Annotated in this window: 16 protein-coding genes; 11 read left to right on the top strand and 5 right to left on the bottom strand. The window is 65.6% G+C overall.

Annotation, left to right across the window (positions count from 1 at the left end):
- Positions 1–6 precede the first annotated feature (6 nt).
- Positions 7–798, bottom strand: coding sequence for an SDR family NAD(P)-dependent oxidoreductase (locus N825_RS07050; RefSeq protein ID WP_037448971.1), 792 nt, complete (start codon positions 796–798; stop codon positions 7–9).
- Positions 799–952: 154 nt separating this feature from the next.
- On the opposite strand from N825_RS07050, the gene N825_RS07045 reads away from it, so the two are divergent.
- Both N825_RS07045 and glgX read left to right on the top strand, forming a co-directional pair.
- The gene (locus N825_RS07045; RefSeq protein WP_037448967.1) at positions 953–2,068 is read left to right on the top strand and encodes an L-dopachrome tautomerase-related protein; all 1,116 of its coding nucleotides are present in this window, start codon (positions 953–955) and stop codon (positions 2,066–2,068) included.
- A gap of 280 nt (positions 2,069–2,348) precedes the next feature.
- Positions 2,349–4,442 carry a glycogen debranching protein GlgX gene (glgX, locus tag N825_RS07040; RefSeq protein WP_245613034.1) on the top strand — a complete coding sequence of 698 codons (2,094 nt, stop codon included), beginning with the start codon at positions 2,349–2,351 and terminating at the stop codon, positions 4,440–4,442.
- 55 nt (positions 4,443–4,497) lie between these two features.
- Here the strand turns inward: glgX and N825_RS07035 are convergent, their stop codons facing one another.
- The gene (locus N825_RS07035; protein ID WP_037448964.1) at positions 4,498–4,692 is read right to left on the bottom strand and encodes a hypothetical protein; all 195 of its coding nucleotides are present in this window, start codon (positions 4,690–4,692) and stop codon (positions 4,498–4,500) included.
- A 78-nt stretch (positions 4,693–4,770) separates the two neighbouring features.
- Entirely contained in the window at positions 4,771–6,066 is a 1,296-nt protein-coding gene (locus N825_RS07030; protein ID WP_037448961.1) for a pentapeptide repeat-containing protein, read from the bottom strand.
- 152 nt (positions 6,067–6,218) lie between these two features.
- Between N825_RS07030 and N825_RS07025 the strand changes: the two genes are divergently transcribed.
- Positions 6,219–7,481, top strand: a complete 1,263-nt coding sequence (locus N825_RS07025; protein WP_157619028.1) for a hypothetical protein — start codon at positions 6,219–6,221, stop codon at positions 7,479–7,481.
- On the opposite strand, the gene N825_RS07020 is transcribed toward N825_RS07025, so the two are convergent.
- Positions 7,447–8,364: an aldose 1-epimerase family protein gene (locus N825_RS07020; RefSeq protein ID WP_037448959.1), complete on the bottom strand. Its 918-nt coding sequence runs from the start codon at positions 8,362–8,364 to the stop codon at positions 7,447–7,449. The two genes, N825_RS07025 and N825_RS07020, sit on opposite strands and share 35 nt — an antisense overlap.
- Positions 8,365–8,486: 122 nt before the next feature.
- Here N825_RS07020 and N825_RS07015 point away from each other — a divergent pair, with 122 nt between their 5' ends.
- Complete coding sequence (locus N825_RS07015) at positions 8,487–9,473, top strand: aldo/keto reductase (protein ID WP_425423716.1); 987 nt, start codon at positions 8,487–8,489, stop codon at positions 9,471–9,473.
- A 17-nt stretch (positions 9,474–9,490) separates the two neighbouring features.
- Here N825_RS07015 and N825_RS07010 read toward each other — a convergent pair whose 3' ends face one another.
- Positions 9,491–10,150 (bottom strand): hypothetical protein, encoded by a 660-nt coding sequence (locus N825_RS07010; protein WP_157619027.1) that lies wholly within the window; start codon positions 10,148–10,150, stop codon positions 9,491–9,493.
- Between the two features lie 154 nt (positions 10,151–10,304).
- Between N825_RS07010 and N825_RS07005 the strand changes: the two genes are divergently transcribed.
- From N825_RS07005 to N825_RS06975, 7 genes are all read left to right on the top strand, one after another.
- The gene (locus N825_RS07005; RefSeq protein ID WP_037448957.1) at positions 10,305–11,012 is read left to right on the top strand and encodes a pyrimidine 5'-nucleotidase; all 708 of its coding nucleotides are present in this window, start codon (positions 10,305–10,307) and stop codon (positions 11,010–11,012) included.
- A gap of 228 nt (positions 11,013–11,240) precedes the next feature.
- On the top strand, positions 11,241–13,220 hold the full coding sequence (locus N825_RS07000) for a DUF4214 domain-containing protein (RefSeq protein WP_157619026.1): 1,980 nt from the start codon (positions 11,241–11,243) through the stop codon (positions 13,218–13,220).
- 100 nt (positions 13,221–13,320) lie between these two features.
- On the top strand, positions 13,321–14,187 hold the full coding sequence (gene dapD, locus N825_RS06995) for a 2,3,4,5-tetrahydropyridine-2,6-dicarboxylate N-succinyltransferase (protein WP_037448951.1): 867 nt from the start codon (positions 13,321–13,323) through the stop codon (positions 14,185–14,187).
- A complete protein-coding gene (dapE, locus tag N825_RS06990; RefSeq protein ID WP_037448948.1) occupies positions 14,187–15,359 on the top strand; it encodes a succinyl-diaminopimelate desuccinylase in 1,173 nt (390 codons plus the stop codon). The genes dapD and dapE overlap by 1 nt, the downstream gene beginning before the upstream one ends.
- On the top strand, positions 15,356–15,928 hold the full coding sequence (locus N825_RS06985; RefSeq protein ID WP_037448945.1) for a hypothetical protein: 573 nt from the start codon (positions 15,356–15,358) through the stop codon (positions 15,926–15,928). The genes dapE and N825_RS06985 overlap by 4 nt, the downstream gene beginning before the upstream one ends.
- A gap of 288 nt (positions 15,929–16,216) precedes the next feature.
- A complete protein-coding gene (locus tag N825_RS06980; RefSeq protein ID WP_037448942.1) occupies positions 16,217–16,897 on the top strand; it encodes a LuxR C-terminal-related transcriptional regulator in 681 nt (226 codons plus the stop codon).
- Between the two features lie 27 nt (positions 16,898–16,924).
- Positions 16,925–18,529 (top strand): PAS domain-containing hybrid sensor histidine kinase/response regulator, encoded by a 1,605-nt coding sequence (locus N825_RS06975; protein WP_037448938.1) that lies wholly within the window; start codon positions 16,925–16,927, stop codon positions 18,527–18,529.
- Positions 18,530–18,573 lie beyond the last annotated feature (44 nt).

Here is an 18,573-nt window from a genome sequence, read left to right as displayed (position 1 = left end):
TTAACGCTATTTCTCGCCGCCGCCCGGCTCGGCCATGCTTTTGTGCGCGCGGGCCAGGACGCCCGAGGGGGTGATCGAGGCGATGGCCGTCTGCAGCTTGTTCATCCAGCCGCTGACGACGTCGCCCTCGCCCTTCATCATGGCGTCGAAGCCGGTCTTGGCGACATCGGCGGGATCGTCCTTCTTGGCCTGCCCGATCTTGGTGTCCAGCATATCGGCCCGCGCGAAGAAGTCGGTCTCGGTGGCGCCGGGCATCAGGCAGGTGACGGTGACGCCGGAGTCCTTGACCTCGTGGCGGAGCGCGAAGGAGAAGCTGTCGAGCATCGCCTTGGTTCCGTTGTAGACGGCCTGATATGTGCCTGGCGCGAAACCGGCGATCGACCCGGTGATCAGGATGCGTCCCTCGCCCCGCGCCCGCATGTCGCGTCCGACCTTCTGGAGCAGATGGAGCGTGCCGGTGACGTTGGTGTCGATCACGCGGCGCACCTCGGCGAAGTCCTGGTCGAGGAAGCCCTTGCCCAGCCCGCGGCCCGCATTGGCGAGCAAGGCCGCGACCGGCCTTCCCTTGATCGCGGCGTAAAGCTTGTCGACGCCCTCCATCGTCGCGAGATCGGCCTGGACCACTTCGACCGCGGCTCCGAGCGGCCGCACCACCGACGCCGCCCGCTCGATCTCCGGCTCGTCGGCGGCGATGATCAGGTCGAAGCCGTTCGTGGCGCATACCTTGGCGAGTTCGAGGCCGATTCCGGTGGAGGCGCCGGTCACGACGGCGAGCGGTCTGGTGGTTTGATCGGCCATGGCGGATCCGTTCCTTTGATTTTCCGTCGGTTCATCCGAAATCCAGCGGCTTCAACCGGCCCGGTCCCGTGGGAGTTCCTCTGGAACTTCTCGACGCTCCGGCCGATTGACCACCTGGAAAGCCGGGCTCCACCACCGGAGAAGGAATCAAGCCATGACCGACCGAACATCGGAACTCGCCACCGACCAGTCCCTTGGCGGGCTGGAGCCTGTCGTTCACTTCAGCGGCGCCATGCCGACGGGCGTGAGCGTCTCCCGGACGGGCAGGATCTTCGTCAATTTTCCGAAATGGGGTGACGATGTCCAATTCACCGTCGCCGAGATCCGCGACAGCGCGTGCGTGGCATATCCCGACGAGGCCACCAACAGGACCGATCCGAACGATCCGGCCGCGGCGCTGGTCTCGGTGCAGAGCATCGTCGTGGACCCCAGCGACCGGCTTTGGATACTCGACACCGGTAGTCCCATGTTCCAGCCGACCGAATTTGGCGGACCGAAGCTGCTGTGCGTCGATCTGGAGACCGACAAGGTCGTCAAGAAGATCCTGTTTCCCCAGGACGTGGCGTTGCCGACCACCTATCTGAACGATGTCCGTTTCGACCTGCGGCGTGGCGGTGGCGGCATGGCCTTCATCACCGACTCGTCCGACCAGGGCCCGAACGGCATCATCGTGGTCGACCTGGCATCGGGTGAAAGCTGGCGCAGGTTGCACGAGCATCCCTCGACCAAGGCGCTGCAACCGCCGGAGTTCCTGCCGATCGTCGAAGGCAGGCCCCTGATGGAGCGCGATCCCGATGGCTCCGCCAAACCGGTCAAGATGGGTGCCGATGGCATCGCGATCGGCGCCGACGGCGGGCGCCTGTACTATTGCCCGCTCGCCAGCCGGCATCTCCACAGCGTCTCGATAGACGCGCTGATCGACCGGTCGCTGAACGACCAGGCGGTCGCCGCGACGGTGGTTGACGAGGGTGACAAGGGCGGCGGCTCCGATGGCCTGGAGACGGACGCGGACGGCAACATCTACGCCACCAATTACGAGCACAACGCCATCCTGCGCCTGAACGCCGGGACGGGGCAGTGGGAGACCGTCGTCCACGATCCCAGGCTGCTGTGGCCGGATACCATGTCTGTCGCGGCCGACGGCCATCTCTACGTCACCGCCAACCAGCTCCACCGACAGGCGAAGTACCAGGGCGGCCAGGACCTGCGCCGAAAGCCGTACACCTTGTTCCGCGTCGATCTGGGCATCCGTCCGATCGAGCTTCGCTGACCGGAAGTTGGCTTGAGCATCACCGGGGAAAACTTTATTTCAGCGAGGTATTCCGAAGATGATCGCGTCGGCGGTCGAGTGAAACCAAGGCACCACCCTGAAACCAGTTCCCGTTCCATCGAAGCCACACAATGGCTTTTTCTAGGCGGCACCGTGACAAATCCAGTAAGCGCACGGTCCGCCATCTTGGTTAAAAATAAAGATCCGACTCCGCAACGATATAGGCTGTCCTCGGTTCATGGTGGCGGGATTTGCACCCGTTGAACCTACAGGAACATCGATGTCGGACAAGATGAATGCCGGCCGCGCCGTCGAGGCGGGCGACTACACGGTGCTGGGCGCCACCTGGACTGGAGAAGGCACCAACTTCGCCATCTTCTCGGCCCATGCCGAACGCGTCGAACTGTGCCTCTTCGACGAGAAGAGCGGCGACGAGATCGAGCGCGTCACGCTGCCGGAATTCACAAACGAGGTCTGGCACGGTTTCCTGCCCGGCGTCGGTCCGGGGACCCTCTACGGCTACCGTGTCCACGGCCCCTACGACCCCGAGAACGGCCACCGCTTCAACCCGAACAAGCTGCTGCTGGACCCCTACGCCCGCCAGCTTCACGGCGAGGTCGAGTGGTCGCCAGCCCATTTCGGCTATATCCTGGACGCCGAGGACAAGGACCTGTCGTTCAACGACGCCGACAGCGCCAAGGGCATGCCGAAATGCGTCGTGGTCGATCCCAACGCCTATGACTGGAAGGGCGACGAGAAGCCCCGCGTGCCGTGGAGCAGGACGTTGTTCTACGAGACCCACGTGCGCGGCTTCACCAAGCTGCACGGCGCGGTCCCCGAGGAGCTGCGCGGCACCTTCGACGGAATGGGCGACAAGGCGATCGTCGACTACATCAAGAACCTGGGCATCACGTCGGTGGAGCTGCTGCCGATCCACGCGTTTCCCGATGACGAACACCTGATGTCCAAGGGCCTCACCAATTTCTGGGGCTACAACACCATGGCGTTCTTCGCGCCCGAGCAGCGCTATCTCGGACCGAAGGGCCTCAACGGGTTCCGCGACATGGTGCGGGCGTTCCACGACGCCGGTGTCGAGGTGATCCTGGACGTGGTCTACAACCACACCGCCGAGGGCAACGAGCTGGGGCCGACGCTGTCGTTCAAGGGCATCGACAACTTCAGCTACTACCGGACGATGCCCGACCAAGCCCGCTACTACATCAACGACACGGGCACCGGCAACACCGTCAACACCTCGCACCCGCGCGTCCTCCAGATGGTGCTGGACAGCTTGCGCTACTGGGCGACCGACATGCATGTCGACGGCTTCCGGTTCGACCTGGGCACCATCCTGGGCCGCGAGCCGCACGGCTTCGACCAGCGCGGCGGCTTCTTCGACGCGGTCGGCCAGGATCCCGTGCTGTCCAAGGTCAAGCTGGTCGGGGAGCCGTGGGACATCGGACCGGGCGGCTATCAGGTCGGCGGCTTCCCTCCCGGCTGGGCGGAATGGAACGACAAGTACCGCGACACCGTCCGCGACTACTGGAAGGGCACCGAAGGCGTCATGCAGGACCTCGCGGCCCGCGTCACCGGGTCGGGAGACACCTACGACATCCGCGGCCGGCGTCCTTGGGCGGGCGTCAACTTCATCACCGCCCATGACGGCTTCACCCTCAACGACACCGTCTCGTACAACGAGAAGCACAACGAGGCGAACGGCGAGGACAACAAGGACGGCCATTCGGACAACCGGAGCTTCAACCATGGCGTCGAGGGTCCGACCGACGACGAGGGCATCAAGGCCGTCCGGGAGCGTCAGAAGCGCAATTTCCTGGCCACCCTGCTGCTGTCCCACGGCACGCCGATGATCCTGGCGGGCGACGAGTTCGGCCGCACCCAGGGCGGCAACAACAACGGCTACTGTCAGGACAGCGAGATTTCCTGGGTCGATTGGGACGGCATCGGCGACGAGGGCCGCTCGCTGATGGCCTTCGTCCAGAAGTTGATCACGATCCGCCAATCGCAGACCCTGCTCCGCCGCGAGAGCTTCCGCGACGGCATGGTGGTGAGTTGGCTGAACCCCGGCGGTGGAGAGCAGACGCCGGAGCAATGGGCCGACGCCGGTGTCCGATCGATCGCCTTGCGGCTGACCCGCGAGGATCTGGGCAACGGTGAGGGCGATGGCGAGTGGAACGACGTGATCATCGCCTTCAACGCCTTCGATGGTCCCGTCCCGTTCAAGCTGCCCGAGCGCGAGGGCCGCGTCTGGAAAGCCGAGATCGACACCAACGCTCCCGACGGTGACGGCTTCGAGACGCCCGGCGGAGATGCCGAGATCGAACTGGCGCCGCGTTCGCTGGTTCTGTTCGTCTGATCGGGCGACAGGGGCGGCGCGCGGGCGCCGCCCCTCCCCTTTCGGTATCCGAAGTTCAGCTATCGCCCGGCTTGGCCGGCTTCAGGTTGGGATCGGCGTCGGTCGCCGGTGCCCGCGACGCGCCCTTGCCACCCGAGCCGCCCGAGGTCGTCGTGTCCACCTTGCCGGCGTTGCCTCCGCCCGACGGGATGTCCTGGTCGGTCTTGATCCGCTGCTGATCCTTGGCGGCGGCCTCGGCTTCGTCGGTCATGTCTGAATTCCTCTCCGGTCACGAACGGGGTGCGTGTCGGAGCCATCAACAGCGGGCGGCGGCTTTCGTGTCGGCCGCCTAATCGTCGTCATCGTCACGCGGGGCCGGCAGGATGGCGCCGTCCAGCTTGGTGCCTTCGAAATTCGCTCCGTTGATATTGGCGTCGATCAGGACCGCGTTGGTCATGTCGGCGCCGGTGAGGTCGGCGCCGGCGAGGTTGGCGTCCCGCAGGTTGACCCCCACCAGGCTGGCCCCCACCAGTTTGCATCCACTCAGGTTGGCGGGCCAGCGGCGGCCAGTCGTCTTGCCCGTCCCTGTCTTGAGGTCGACCGAGCCCAGCTTGGCGCCATCCAGCTTGGCGCCGGTCAGATCGCTTCCCCGTAGGTTGGAGCCATCCAGCGTGGCGCCGGTCAGGTCCACGCCGGCGAGCTTCGCGTCCGAGAGATCCGCCATCACGGCGAGCATCTCGCGGAGGGTGGCGCCGGTGAGATCGACACCCCGGAGATTGGCGCCGCTGAGGTTCACCTGGGACAGGTCGATGTGGGAAAGGTCCTGGCCGACCAGTTGGGCGCGTTCCCCCTTGGCTCCACCGGTCTTGACCCAGGCGTAGTGGTTCTCCAGCCCCTGCTGGATGGAGCGGGAAAACTGATCGGCGTTTCTCCGCATGTTGGCGCCGGCGCAATCGACACCGGTCATGTCGACGCCGTCCAGGTTCGCCCCCATCAGGTCGGCGTTCCTCAGGCTGGCGCCCATCAGGTTGGCACCCGCCAAGTTGGCGTCCTTGAGGGAGGCGCCCGACAGGTTGGCGCCGCTCAGATTGGCGCCCTTGAGGTCGGCGGATCCCAGATTGGCATCGCGCAACTGCGCGTTGGTCAGGTTGACGCCCGACATCAGGGCGCCCTGGCAATCGGCGCCATTCAGCCTCGCGTCCGACATGTCGGCACCGGACAGGTTGGCCCGCGCCAGCAGGGCGTCGTCGAAATCGGCGCCGCGCATGTCGGACTGGCGCATGCCGACACCGCCTTTGTGGTCGAGCAGCGCGCCACCCCGGAAATCGGCGCCCCGGAGGTTCGCGCGCCGCAGTCTGGCACCCCGGAGATGGGCGCCCCGCAGATCGGCGCGCGCGAGGTTGGCCCCCGTCAGGTCGGCGCATTTGAGATCGGCGGCGAACAGGTCGGCGTCGGACAGGTCGCTTTCCCGGATGTCGCAGCTGACCAGATTGGCTCCGGATAGCTTGATCCTGCGCAGGTCGGTCTTGGCGAGGTGCATTCCGCGGAGGTCGGCCATCGCCAGCGAGGCCCTGACGCCACCCGAGCGTTGGCCGAGCCAGCGGTCGTGCTTGTCGAAAATGGCCAACAGCTCGTGCGGGGTCATCGACGCTCCTGCGTGCGCAGATTGTGGTTAGTAAACGATGCAATACAATGTTTAAGATTTCCGTGTATTCCGGTATGAGCGCCGCCGACCCCACGGCGGTTTCACCACATCATGCGTGGCTCGACCAGGGCCATGGCTCGAAGAGGCCGGAAGTGATCAAAGGCCGCGTCTTCCACTACGAGATCATGGTTTCCAAAGAGGGTCGCTGGACGATAGACAGCGTCGTCAAAGAAACGGATGCGGGAAACGGCGAACAGGAGGCGGTCGACGAGGCGCGCCTGCTGCTGGCCGGCGGCGACTGCGATGAGGTCAGGATCATCCGGGTCCGGACCATGCCGACCGGCTACTCCACCAAGGCCGAGATCCTTCACGAGGTCAAACCACCGGTCAAGGCGGCGCCCGTCACGATCAAGGGCAAGGTCGACCGGGTCGGTCCGTGCGAGACGGTCGCGGATGTCTATGGCCTGGAAAGCCGTATGATCCTGGCGCGGCTGTTCCGGATGTTCCTGGACAAGCACCAGATCACCACGACCGAGATGCTTCACAACTGGATCTATCTGCGGAAGCTCCAGGACACCGGCAACCTGGTCAACACCGCCACCCACCAGATCGCCATGGCGCAGGCCAAGGAGCTTGGCATCCCCGCCAAGGACCGCATCCGCGCCCTGGAGAAGCTGATCCACACGGGAATGTCGCGGGCCCGAGACATCGTCGCCGAGAAGCGCAAGCTGCCCCGGTTCGATCCCCAGAACATGGAGTATCTGAGCCGCCGGATCACCGCGCGTGAGGGTGACGACAGCCACGACTTCGTGTTCACCGTCCTGGTGTGCGATCACCTGCTGGGCTCCCCCTCGGTCGGCGGCAAGCTGGAAGCGGTGCTGGGCCTGATGACCGAAGGGCTGGACCCGCGCCTGGGGCGGTTGCTGGAGGGGGTCGCCGCCGACGCGCTGGGCAACGCCGACATCGTCAAGGAGTTGCTGGGCCCCCAGCACCATTTGGCGGCTTCGCTGTGCCGTCTGGCCGACTTCCTGCACGGTCGCCTGGACCTCGACGTCAAGGGGACCAACCCGATGCTGGCGCGGCTGGGCGGGTTGATCAAGCGGGGCCAGGCCCCATCTTGCCGGGCGGTGCTGCTGGAGCGCCTGCTGTCGGAACTGAAGCGCGACCATCCCCTCGATCACAAGGAGCCGGACGCCGAGGGCGGGCTGCTGGAGCGGGTCGTCACGCACCTGCGCCGGGATGGAAGCGACGAGATGCTGGGTGGCCCCTTGGCGGAACAGGCGGTGTCGGCCCGGCTGCTCCGCCACCGTCAGGGAGTCATGAGAAAGTCCGGCATGCTGGAGGCGGCGGATGCCTTGGCGCGGACCTGGAAGCCCGATATCAAGCTGATCGGCCGAGGGTCACGCGATAGCTGAACTCGCGCCGCGCGCCCGGCGCCAAGCGCATGATGCCGGGCTTCGCGGAGAACTCGGCGTCGAAACCGGCCGGTGACGAATAGCCGTACCACGGCTCGACGCACAGGAAGTCACCGCCCGGCTTCGACCACAGGCCAAGCTGCTCGAACCCTTCCCACGATATGGTGATGGTTGGTGTTCCCGCCGGCGCCGCCGGGGCGGAATAGCGCACGGACCGGCTCCGAGGCTGGTCCAGGATCAGCGCGTCGGCCTCGAACAGACCGTCGTCCAGCCGCAACCGCCGGCCTTCGACCGGAGTCGGGAAGCTCTCGGGCATCAGCAAACCCTTGTCGATACCCATGTCGATGCGGCGGACCGGGGCTGGCTCCTCCGTCTCGAACTCCAGTTCATGGGCTTCCCTCGGGATGCCGTCGACGAGTGGCCAGCGGAACGCGGGATGGACGCCGAGCGAGGCCGGCAGGTCATCGGTTCCCGGATTAGACACCGCATGCCACACGACCAGCGAGTCACCCTCCAGCGCGAAGGCGATCTCCAGCCGGAAGGCGAAGGGATAGATCCGCCGGGTCTCCCCGTCATCCTCCAGCACCAGCCGGCAGGATGCCGGCCCTTGGTCGATCCAGGAGAAACGGCGGTCGCGGGCGAAGCCATGCTGGGTCATGCGGTGGCTGGCGCCGCCATGGACCAAGGCGTCATCCTTCAACCGCCCGACGATGGGAAACAGCACCGGCGCGTGCCGCGGCCAGACGGGACCGGCCTGCCACAGCAACTCGTCGCCATCCGTCCCGCGGAGCGAGCACAACTCGGCCCCCTCGGCCTTGATGACGGCGCGGAGACGCCCATTGTCGAGTTCGTGCCGATCCTCTTGGTGCTGGTCCGGGTTCATGCCGTGGGTCCCTCCTTCAAAAACGTCATCGATGCTCTCCGCTCCCGAAACATTGTGCCATGGCGGGGTCCTGGGTTGTTGACCACAGGAACACGGACCCAACCGAGCTTCTGGAAGGACGCATGATGGAATACGTCAATCTTGGCAAGACCGGGCTCAAGGTATCGCGCCTGTGCCTTGGCTGCATGACCTATGGCGAGCCCGACCGGGGCAACCACCCGTGGACGCTGGGCGAGGAACAGAGCCGTCCGTTCATCAAGCGGGCGCTGGAGGGGGGCATCAACTTCTTCGACACCGCCAACGTCTATTCCGGCGGGTCGAGCGAGGAGATCGTCGGCCGCGCGCTCCGCGATTTCGCCAAGCGCGACGAGGTGGTCATCGCGACCAAGGTCCATGGCCCCATGCGGAAGGACCCGAACGGCCGGGGCCTGTCGCGGAAGGCCATCATGACCGAGATCGACGCCAGCCTGAGGCGGCTGGGCACCGACCACGTCGATCTGTACCAAATCCACCGCTGGGACAGCGCCACTCCGATCGAGGAAACGCTGGAGGCCCTGTCCGACGTGGTCAAGGCCGGCAAGGCGCTCTACATCGGCGCCTCGTCCATGTTCGCCTGGCAGTTCTCCAAATCGCTCCATCTGGCCGACAGCCATCATTTGAAGCGCTTCGCCACGATGCAGAACCACTACAACCTGCTGTACCGGGAGGAGGAGCGCGAGATGTTGCCCCTGTGCCAAGCGGAAGGCATCGGTGTCATCCCCTGGAGCCCCATGGCGCGCGGGCGGCTGACCCGCGACTGGCGGAACGAGGAGGTCACCAAGCGCGCCGAGACCGACGAGTTCGGCAAGAAGCTCTATCAGACCACCGAGGACGCCGACCGCAAGGTGATCGATCGCGTCGGCGAGATCGCGGAGGCGCGCGGCATCCCGCGCGCGCAGGTGGCCTTGGCGTGGCTGCTGCACAAGCCGGCGGTCACGGCGCCGATCGTCGGCGCCTCGAAACCCCACCACTTGGAGGACGCCCTCGGCGCGCTCTCGGTCAAGCTGTCGGCCGACGAGATCGCCCGGCTGGAGGAACCTTACGTTCCCCACGCCGTCGCGGGCTTCTGAGGGCCAAAGCGCCCCCCTTACCGGGTCGGCGCTTGGTTCCTGATGGCGCGGTCGAGGATGTCCTTGATGACGGCGTCCTCGCTCCGCTTGGTCGCCATGGCCGTGCCCCGGACCAAGGCGTCGGTCAGGTCCATGGCGCGGGTCAGGTCGACCCGCCAGACTCCGTCCTCGCGCACGAAATCGGCGGGGACCATCACCGGGCGCTGGTTGACCACCAGCGTGCCGCTGGCGCGGTCGCCGCGAACGGAGATCCTCTCCATGCCGGCCTGAGTGATGACGTTGGGACCGAGCCAGTTCTTTTGAAGGCCGAACTCGACGATCTGTGCCGGCGTCATGCGCCGCAGCTCCGCCGGCTTCAGGTATTGCCGCAAGCCCAGCGCCCCGAACTTCTCCGACGGGCCGAGGCCGGTCATCTCGCCGTCCAGCGCCGCCTTGCGGGTCCGCTCGACGCGGTCGAGGCTGTCCCTGGACAGCAACTCGATCACGCCGCCGCCATCCTTGGCGAGCAAGGCCTGACGGGCCGCGACGAAGGTTTCGCCGACGGCGGTGACATCCTGATGGGCCGGCGCCGCCTGCGCGCTGGCCGGTGAACCCTGGGGATAGCCGGCGCTGATTCCCGCTCCCGCGAGAATCGCCACACCCAGCAACGCGTTCCGCACCGCGGCAGCAGTCTTCATTCCGTCCATGCCCGCCTAAAAAACCCGCCTTGAACAAGTCTCGGACCGCCATCGTCAAACGGCTGACCGGATCCCACACATAATGCGCGATTGCGGCGGCGCAAAGGCGTGACGCGGCTTGCCGAACCGCCGCCGCCAGCCCATTGTCAGGGGCATGACCGCGACCGACACCCGCTCCCCCACGCCGCTTTCCGGCATCGATGTTTGGATCTTCGATCTGGACAATACGCTTTATCCAGCGTCCAGCAACCTTTTCGCGCAAATCGATCAGCGTATGACCGAATTCATCGGCGAGCGCTTCGATCTGCCCTGGGACGAAGCCCGGCGGCGCCAGAAGCAATACTTCCGCGATTACGGCACGACCCTGCGCGGCTTGATGACCGAGCATGACATCGATCCGATCGAGTTCATGGACTATGTCCACAACATCGACGTCACGCCGGTTTCCCCCAGCCCCGAGTTGGACAAGGCGCTGGAACGGCTGCCCGGCCGCAAGATCGTCTACACCAACGGCTCCTGCCGCCACGCCGACAACGTGCTGGCCCGGCTCGGCATCGCGGGACGCTTCGACGCGATCTACGACATCGTGGCCGCCGGCTATGTGCCGAAGCCGGATCCCCGGCCCTATGCCGACATGATCCAAAAGCACGGCGTCGATCCCAGCCGCGCCTGCATGGTCGAGGACATCGCCCGCAACCTCGTCCCCGCCGCGGCGCTTGGGATGACGACGGTATGGGTCCGCACCGAGGCCGATTACGCGCGGCCGGACCACGGCGGCGTCGGCCATGGCGACCACATCCACCACGCGGTGGATGACTTGATCCCCTGGCTGGTCGAGTTGAGCGGGTCCGTCGGGAAGTGACCCGCTGGACGGTTGAGGAACTGTTCGAATGACTATGTTCCTGAACCGAATAGACTGATCACAGGTCAATTGTTAAACGCTAAAATTTAAACTCGCCAGCTGGTCAATCCAAGTATGTTGACAAGTTGGCGATCCGATCTCGCATGACTTCGATCGACCATCAACTCATGGAGACGACCTGTGAGTACGACCACGAATGTGACTGTGGGCAGCGGAACTTGGACGGTCGTGGCTCCAGACCATGTGACGGTCACGGCGCCAGTTCAGGGATCGCAGGTTTTTCAGATCAGTGTCGATTATACGCCGACGGCCATCTTTGGCGGCGCCGCCCATGGCATCACCGATATCGTGTTCACGGAGCCGGCCGGAGACGCCGCGAACGGGAACGGATTCAGGTTCTCGGATTTCCGGTTCCAGTTCACCAATGACCTTGGTGTTCCAGTGGATGGTTTCGTCCTTTACAACGCCAATGAATCCCCGCCCGCCACGCCTGATGTTGGCAGTCCACATCCCACCAACTACGCGCATTTCCATGGCGTCGAGGAAAATACCTTCGCTCCCCTCGAAAGCAGGGTGCTGCTCCAGGATTTCGTGACACCGGCCAATTTCGGACCGGTTGGCACCACTTCCCCGGAAATTCCGACTTACTCGGCACCCGGACAGATCCAGGCTTCCGGGACGATCCAGAATGGCCAGACGATCAACGGCGCGTCGATGACCCTCCATCAGGGGGAGAACACCGGGGTCAACGATAGCTTCCACATAGCCTTCTTCCCAATCCTCGACAGTGGTCAGGAACTTCTGGCCATGTCGGCGGGGGAGTTGACCCTCGCGGAGGGCACCGAGGGCACCACGACCACTTACACTTTCACGGCGCTGCGTGGCGGCGCCAGCGACGCCATCAACGCCAACACCACCACGGTGGACTACTCGATCGTACCGACCGGGACCGCTCCGGTCGACGCGAGTGATTTCGTGGCGGGAACTTCTCTTCAAGGCACGCTGACCTTCGCTCCCGGCGAGAACAGCAAAACGATCGACATCGTCGTCGCCGGGGACAGTGTTCACGAAGGCAATGAAACGTTCGTGGTGACGTTGTCCAATCCTTCGGGAGCCGCGGTGGTGGTCGACGCCGGCGCCGCCACCGGGACGGTCACCGACGACGACCCGGATGTCAGGAACTTGACCGACGGCAACGATCAGTGGCCGGGCCCGGCTTTTCCCAGTGCCAGCAACGGTGGCAACGAGACCATCAATGGACTGACGGGCAACGACGTGATCACTCCCGGCGCCGGAGACGACACGATCGATGGCGGTCCCGGATTCGATACCGCCGTGTGGTCGAGCGCCCGCCAGTATACCGCGATCTCGATCTCCCCCGGCGCCGCTGACACGGTGACCGGACCGGACGGAACCGACACGGCCACCAACATCGAGAGCTTCGTTTTCCTGGATGGGCAATACATCGCCGACGCCACCCATCCCGCGGCCCAAGTCCACAGGCTCTACGACGCCGCGCTGGACCGGGCGCCCGACATGGACGGGCTGAAGGCCTGGACCAACGCGCTGACCTCCAACAGCCAGACGCTCCAGCAGGTGGCCAACGGTTTCACGACATCGGCCGAGTTCCAGCAACGATACGGCGACCTGGATAATGGGGGCTTCGTCACGCTGCTGTACCAGAACGTCCTGGACCGCGCGCCGGACGCGCCCGGCTTGGCGGCATGGCAAGGGGCGTTGAACGCCGGCATGACCCGTGCCGAGGCCCTTGTGGGCTTCTCCGAGTCCCCCGAGAACGTCCAGAGGAGCGGCGTCACAACGGACAATGGCTTGTGGCTGCGTGACGATCAGGCCGCCACCATCGCGCGGCTCTACGACAGCGTGTTCGACCGGCTGCCCGACCCTGGCGGTTTGGGGGCCTGGAAGGGCGCCGTGCAGTCCGGGTTGGCATATCAACAGGTGGCGGAGGGCTTCACCAACTCGGCCGAATTCCAAGAGGCGTATGGCACGCTCGACAACGCCGGATTCGTCAGACAGCTCTATCTCAACGTGTTGGATCGCGAAGCGGATCCGGGAGGGTTCGCCGCTTGGAAGGGAGCCTTGGACGCCGGGGTCGGCCGCGCCTCGGTCGTGCTGGATTTCTCGGAGTCGCGGGAGCACCAGATCCATCTGGCGGGTCAGATAGACGACGGGATCTGGCTGCTGTAATCCCATCATGGCGGCCGTGGAAACGGTCTGCGGTTGACACGGGCTTCGCCGGTGAACCATGTTCCGGTTTCCTTGATATAGCGCCGGATCGAAGCCCGCCATGACCCCCGCCGACACCACCCAACTGCAGACCGTCATCGAATCCGCCTGGGAAAGCCGCGACCAGCTCAACACCGGCACCAAAGGCGAGGTCCGCGATGCCGTCGAGACGGCGCTGACCGGCCTCGACGAGGGGCGCTTGCGGGTGGCGGAGCGGTCGGAAGACGGCTGGCGGGTCAACCAATGGCTCAAGAAGGCGGTGCTGCTGTCGTTCCGCCTCAACGACATGACCACGATCCCCGGCGGTCCGACCGATCCCGTCCTGGGCGCGTCCCCGTGGTTCGACAAGGTGCCATCCAAGTTCGCCGGCTGGGACGACGCGCGGTTCCGCGCCGCGGGCTTCCGAGCCGTCCCGAACTGCGTTGTCCGGCGCTCCGCCCACATCGCCCCCGGCGTCGTGCTGATGCCGAGCTTCGTCAACATCGGAGCCCATGTCGATAGCGGCACCATGATCGACACCTGGGCCACCGTCGGCTCCTGCGCCCAAATCGGCAAGAACTGCCACATCTCGGGCGGCGCCGGCATCGGCGGCGTGCTGGAGCCGTTGCAGGCCGATCCGGTGATCATCGAGGACAACTGCTTCATCGGCGCCCGCGCCGAGGTGGCCGAAGGCGTGCGGGTCGAGACCGGCTCCGTCCTGTCGATGGGCGTCTATCTCGGCGCCTCGACCCGGATCGTCAACCGCGACACCGGCGAGATCCTGTACGGCCGCGTGCCGCCCTATTCCGTCGTCGTCTCGGGCACCATGCCAGGCAAGCCTTTCCCCGACGGCACCCCCGGCCCCAGCCTGTACTGCGCCGTGATCGTAAAGCAGGTCGACGAAAGGACCCGCTCCAAGACCTCGATCAACGAACTGCTGCGCGCCTGATGACGCCGAGCCCGTCCGACCCCGTCGCGCTGACGCGGGCGCTGGTGCGGTGCCCCAGCGTCACGCCGGCCGACGCCGGGGCGCTCGACGTCCTGGTCGGCGCGCTGGAGCCGCTGGGCTTCACCTGCCACCGCCTGCGTTTCGATGAGGACGGCACGCCGCCGATCGACAATCTCTACGCGCGCCTTGGCGGTGCCGGCCCGAACCTCTGCTTCGCCGGACACACCGACGTGGTGCCTCCCGGCGATCCCCGGGATTGGACGGCGGATCCCTTCGCCGGAGATATCATCGACGGCAAGCTCCATGGCCGGGGTACCTCCGACATGAAGGCCGCCATCGCCGCCTTCGTGGCCGCCGCCGCCCGCAGGATCGCGGCGAAGGGCGCGCCCGCCGGATCGATCAGTCTGCTGATCACCGGCGACGAGGAGGGTCCCGCCATAAACGGCACCCGCAAGGTGCTGGACTGGCTGGTGGAGAAGGGCGAGACGCTGGACGCCTGCGTCGTGGGCGAGCCGACCAACCCCAATTACCTGGGCGAGATGATCAAGGTCGGCCGCCGGGGCAGCATCACCGGCCATCTGACCGTCCACGGCACCCAGGGCCACGTGGCCTATCCCCACTTGGCCGACAATCCCCTGCCGCGCCTGGTGCGGATGCTGGCCGCCCTGACGGCGGAGCCGCTGGACCAGGGTAACGCCCATTTCCAGCCCTCCACCCTGGCGATCACCACCATCGATGTCGGCAACCCGGCCGACAACGTCATCCCGGCCAAGGGAACCGCCAGCTTCAACATCCGCTTCAACGACGAGCACACCTCGGACCGGTTGAAGGATTGGATCAAGCGGACCTGCGACACGGTCGGTGGCCCCTACGATCTCAAGTTCCGGGTCAGCGGCGAGAGCTTCCTGACGCCGCCCGGCGCCCTCAGCGCGCTAGTCGCCGACGCGGTGGAGCGGGTGACCGGGCATCGGCCGGAGTTGAGCACGACGGGCGGCACGTCGGACGCCCGCTTCATCAAAGCGCATTGCCCCGTCGTCGAGTTCGGCATCGTCGGACAGACGATGCACAAGGTGGACGAGCATGTCGCCGTGGCCGACGTGGAACGCCTGACCGACATCTACGAAGCCGTCATCGACGGCTTCTTCGCACCCACCGGAGGCACCGCGGCATGACGCTGACGGCACGGGAAGCTGTCTATTCGATCTTCGGCGCCTATCGGTTGGCGATGCTCGACCGCTCCGGCCTCAGCTATCTCGACCGCTCCCCGGAAGGCGCGCTCCGGTCCTTCGTCGCCGGGCTGATCGTCCTGCCGGCCTATGCCCTGCTGGTCGTCCTGCGGCTGTGGGACGTGCTGCCGCAGGTCTCCGCGTTCCGGTTCGTCACCGTCGAGGGGTTGGCCTATGTCATCAGCTGGACCGCTTTCCCGCTGGTGATGTTCCACATCAGCGACTTGCTCGACCGATCGGGCCGCTATTTCGATTTTCTCGCCGCCTACAACTGGTCGGCCATCATCCAGATGGGCGTCTACCTGCCCGTGGTCGCCATCGCGGATTCCGGACTGGTACCGGAGAGCCTGGGTGAGGGACTAGTCCTGGTAGTAACGCTGCTGGTATTGATCTATCAGTGGTTCATCGCCCGGACGACGCTGGAAGTCGGCGGCGGCACCGCCGCCGGCGTGGTCGTGCTGGACATGATCCTGGCCGTCTTCATCACGGGCACCGCCGACGGCATGCTCACCTGAGCGCCAGCCCTGGAACCCATAGGGCTTCCGCGGCGATCTAAAGGCATTACGGAAACGGATTAAAACATCCCGATCCTAAAATTCACGTACTTTTGAGTTATGATGATACAGAATTCGTGATGCCTTTACGAGTTCAGCTTAGGCGCATCGGACGACTTCCGCGAAACTTGGAACCGCTATAACCTGACAGCAAGTCGGGAACCCAACGTTTCGATTTGCCACCAAGGTCGATGGAGAACTTGGGAACGGCCGATCGCGAACGAATTAACGCAAAAGAATGACACCGCGATGATCAACATCCTGCATATCGACGACAGCGAGGCCTATCGCCGTCGGCTCATCGACATCGCGCCGCCCGACGCGTTCACCTTGGTCGGATCCCATGGCGATCCCGCCTTGGCGATCGGCGACCAGCGCGGTCTCGCCGGTTGCGACATCATCATCCTCGGCGGCGGCACCGGGGAAACCATCGTGACCAGCGTCAAGGCGCTGAAATCCGCCAACGCCGCCAAGCCGATCGTCGTGCTGGCCGACCATTTCTCGCTGGACTCGCTGGGAGCCGCTTTCGAGGCCGGGGCGATGGGCTATCTGGTCAAGTCGATCTCGCCCGACGCGCTGTTCGAATCGATCATGCTGGTGATCCTGGGCGAGAAGGTTTTCCCCGCCCAGTTGGCGGGCCTGCTGGTCGAGAAGACCCCGCATGAGCTGACCCCCGGTCTGGCGGAGCGCCGCCGCGCGCTGACCGCCAAGGAGCTCGAGGTCATGGGCCACGTCAAGCTGGGTTACAGCAACAAGCAGATCGCGCGGGTCCTGGGCATCGCGGACATCACCGTCCGACTGCACATCAACAACGCCTTCCGCAAGATGAACGTCAAGAACCGCATCCAGGGCGCGCTCTGGATGATCGAGCACGAGGCGGAGCTGAACATGGGGCAAACGATGCCAAAGCCTCGGCTCCAATCGAAGTAACCCCACGCGAGCGAGCGGTCCAAAGCCATGAACGCCGACTCAACCGACCAGTTTGGGAACGCCAACGCCGGCGAGCCGTCGGCCCCCGTCTCGACCGATGGGCCGACCCGTAGGTCGACCCAAGGGTCGACACATGTCTGGATCGCGCGTCCCGATGGCGGGTTGGACTATGCCAACGGCTGCTGGCGCCGGTTCGCCGGCCGCTCGTCGACGGAGATGCTGGGCCATGGCTGGCGGCACCTCGTCCATCCCGACGACCTCGGCGACTTCCTGAACGTCTGGCGGGACGCTTGCCGCACCAGAAGCGCTCTCCGGACGGAGACCAGGCTGCTGGCGGCGGACGGGTCGGACCGGCGTTTCCTGATCCGCGCGGAGCCCCTGACCGACGAGCGCGGTGTCATCGTCAATTGGCAGGGGGTCAACACGATGCTGGCCGATGCCTCGCCGAGTGAGCAGGACGGCGACGGCGGGGACACCTCGGCGGAGGACTTGTCCGAGGTCATGACGCGGGTGCGGACCCGGATGGCCGCCTCCGCCAACCACGACCTGCGGCGTCCCCTGAGCGCCGTCTCGTTCCTGTCCAACTCCCTGGCGAAGCGCCTGCGGGACCCAATCTCGCGCGATTTGCTGTCGGCCATGGTCCGGGCCGTGGAGTCGATGCAAAGCTTGGTGGACAACCAGCTCTACTTCGACCAGGTCGACACCGGGCAGGTTCAGCCACGTTTCGTCGACCATGGCGTCAACAGCTCGCTGGTCCGTCTCGCCAACGAGTTCAGCCCAATGGCGGAACGCAAGGGTTTGGGCTTCACGCTGCACCCCTGCTCCGCGACCATCCGCACCGACCCCGCCTTGCTCGACACCATGCTGAAGAACCTGGTGTGCAACGCGCTCCGCTATACGGTCGAAGGCAGGGTCGTGGTCGGATGCCGGCGCCAGGGCAACTGGCTGCGCGTCCATGTGCTGGACACCGGACGCGGCATCGCGGCGGAGGAGTTGGGCCTGATCTGGCAGGACTTCTTCCGCAGTTCCCGCAGCGTCCAGGAGTATCCCGGCGGCTACGGCCTGGGACTGTCGGTCGTCAAGCGGTTGGCGGAACGGTTGGGGCACACGGTCGAGGTCACCACCACGCCGCACCGCGGCTCCTGCTTCACGATCAAGATCCCCCTCAGCGACCGCGCGGCGTCCCCGCCCCACGGCGAGCTTTCGGTCACGACGCAGCCACTGGCCGGCCTCCGGGTGCTGGTGGTCGACGCCGACGCCACCGCGTTGAACGCCGTCCGGCTGCTGGTCGAGGAATGGGGCGGCACCGTCCGGTCGGCGCGGGGCGTCGCCGAAGCCGAAAGCCTGCTCGCCTCCGGATCGTTCCAACCGGACGTCATCCTGGCGGATTTCCGGCTGGGCGGGACCGCGAATGGCATCCTCGCGATGCACAAGCTGACCGGCATGGTCGCGCACGTCTTCAAGAGCCCCGCGCGCGGCGTGATCCTGACCGAGGAGAACACTGCGGTGCGGGAGCGCGAGATAGCGCTGGCCGGCTACGGCATGATCGCCAAGGCGATTTCGCCGGAAACCCTGTACAGGACCCTGTCCGCCGTGACGCGCAATCAGGACCCGACACCCGCGGGGGCGTAAGAAAAGCTGACACGCGGTCGGCGAGAGTGTTGGAAACCTTGCGG

Origin of the sequence: Skermanella stibiiresistens SB22 (assembly GCF_000576635.1) — a bacterium.
Lineage (GTDB): Bacteria > Pseudomonadota > Alphaproteobacteria > Azospirillales > Azospirillaceae > Skermanella > Skermanella stibiiresistens.
The sequence above is the reverse complement of the archived record's forward strand: the minus strand, read 5'-3'. Positions and strand labels throughout refer to the sequence as shown.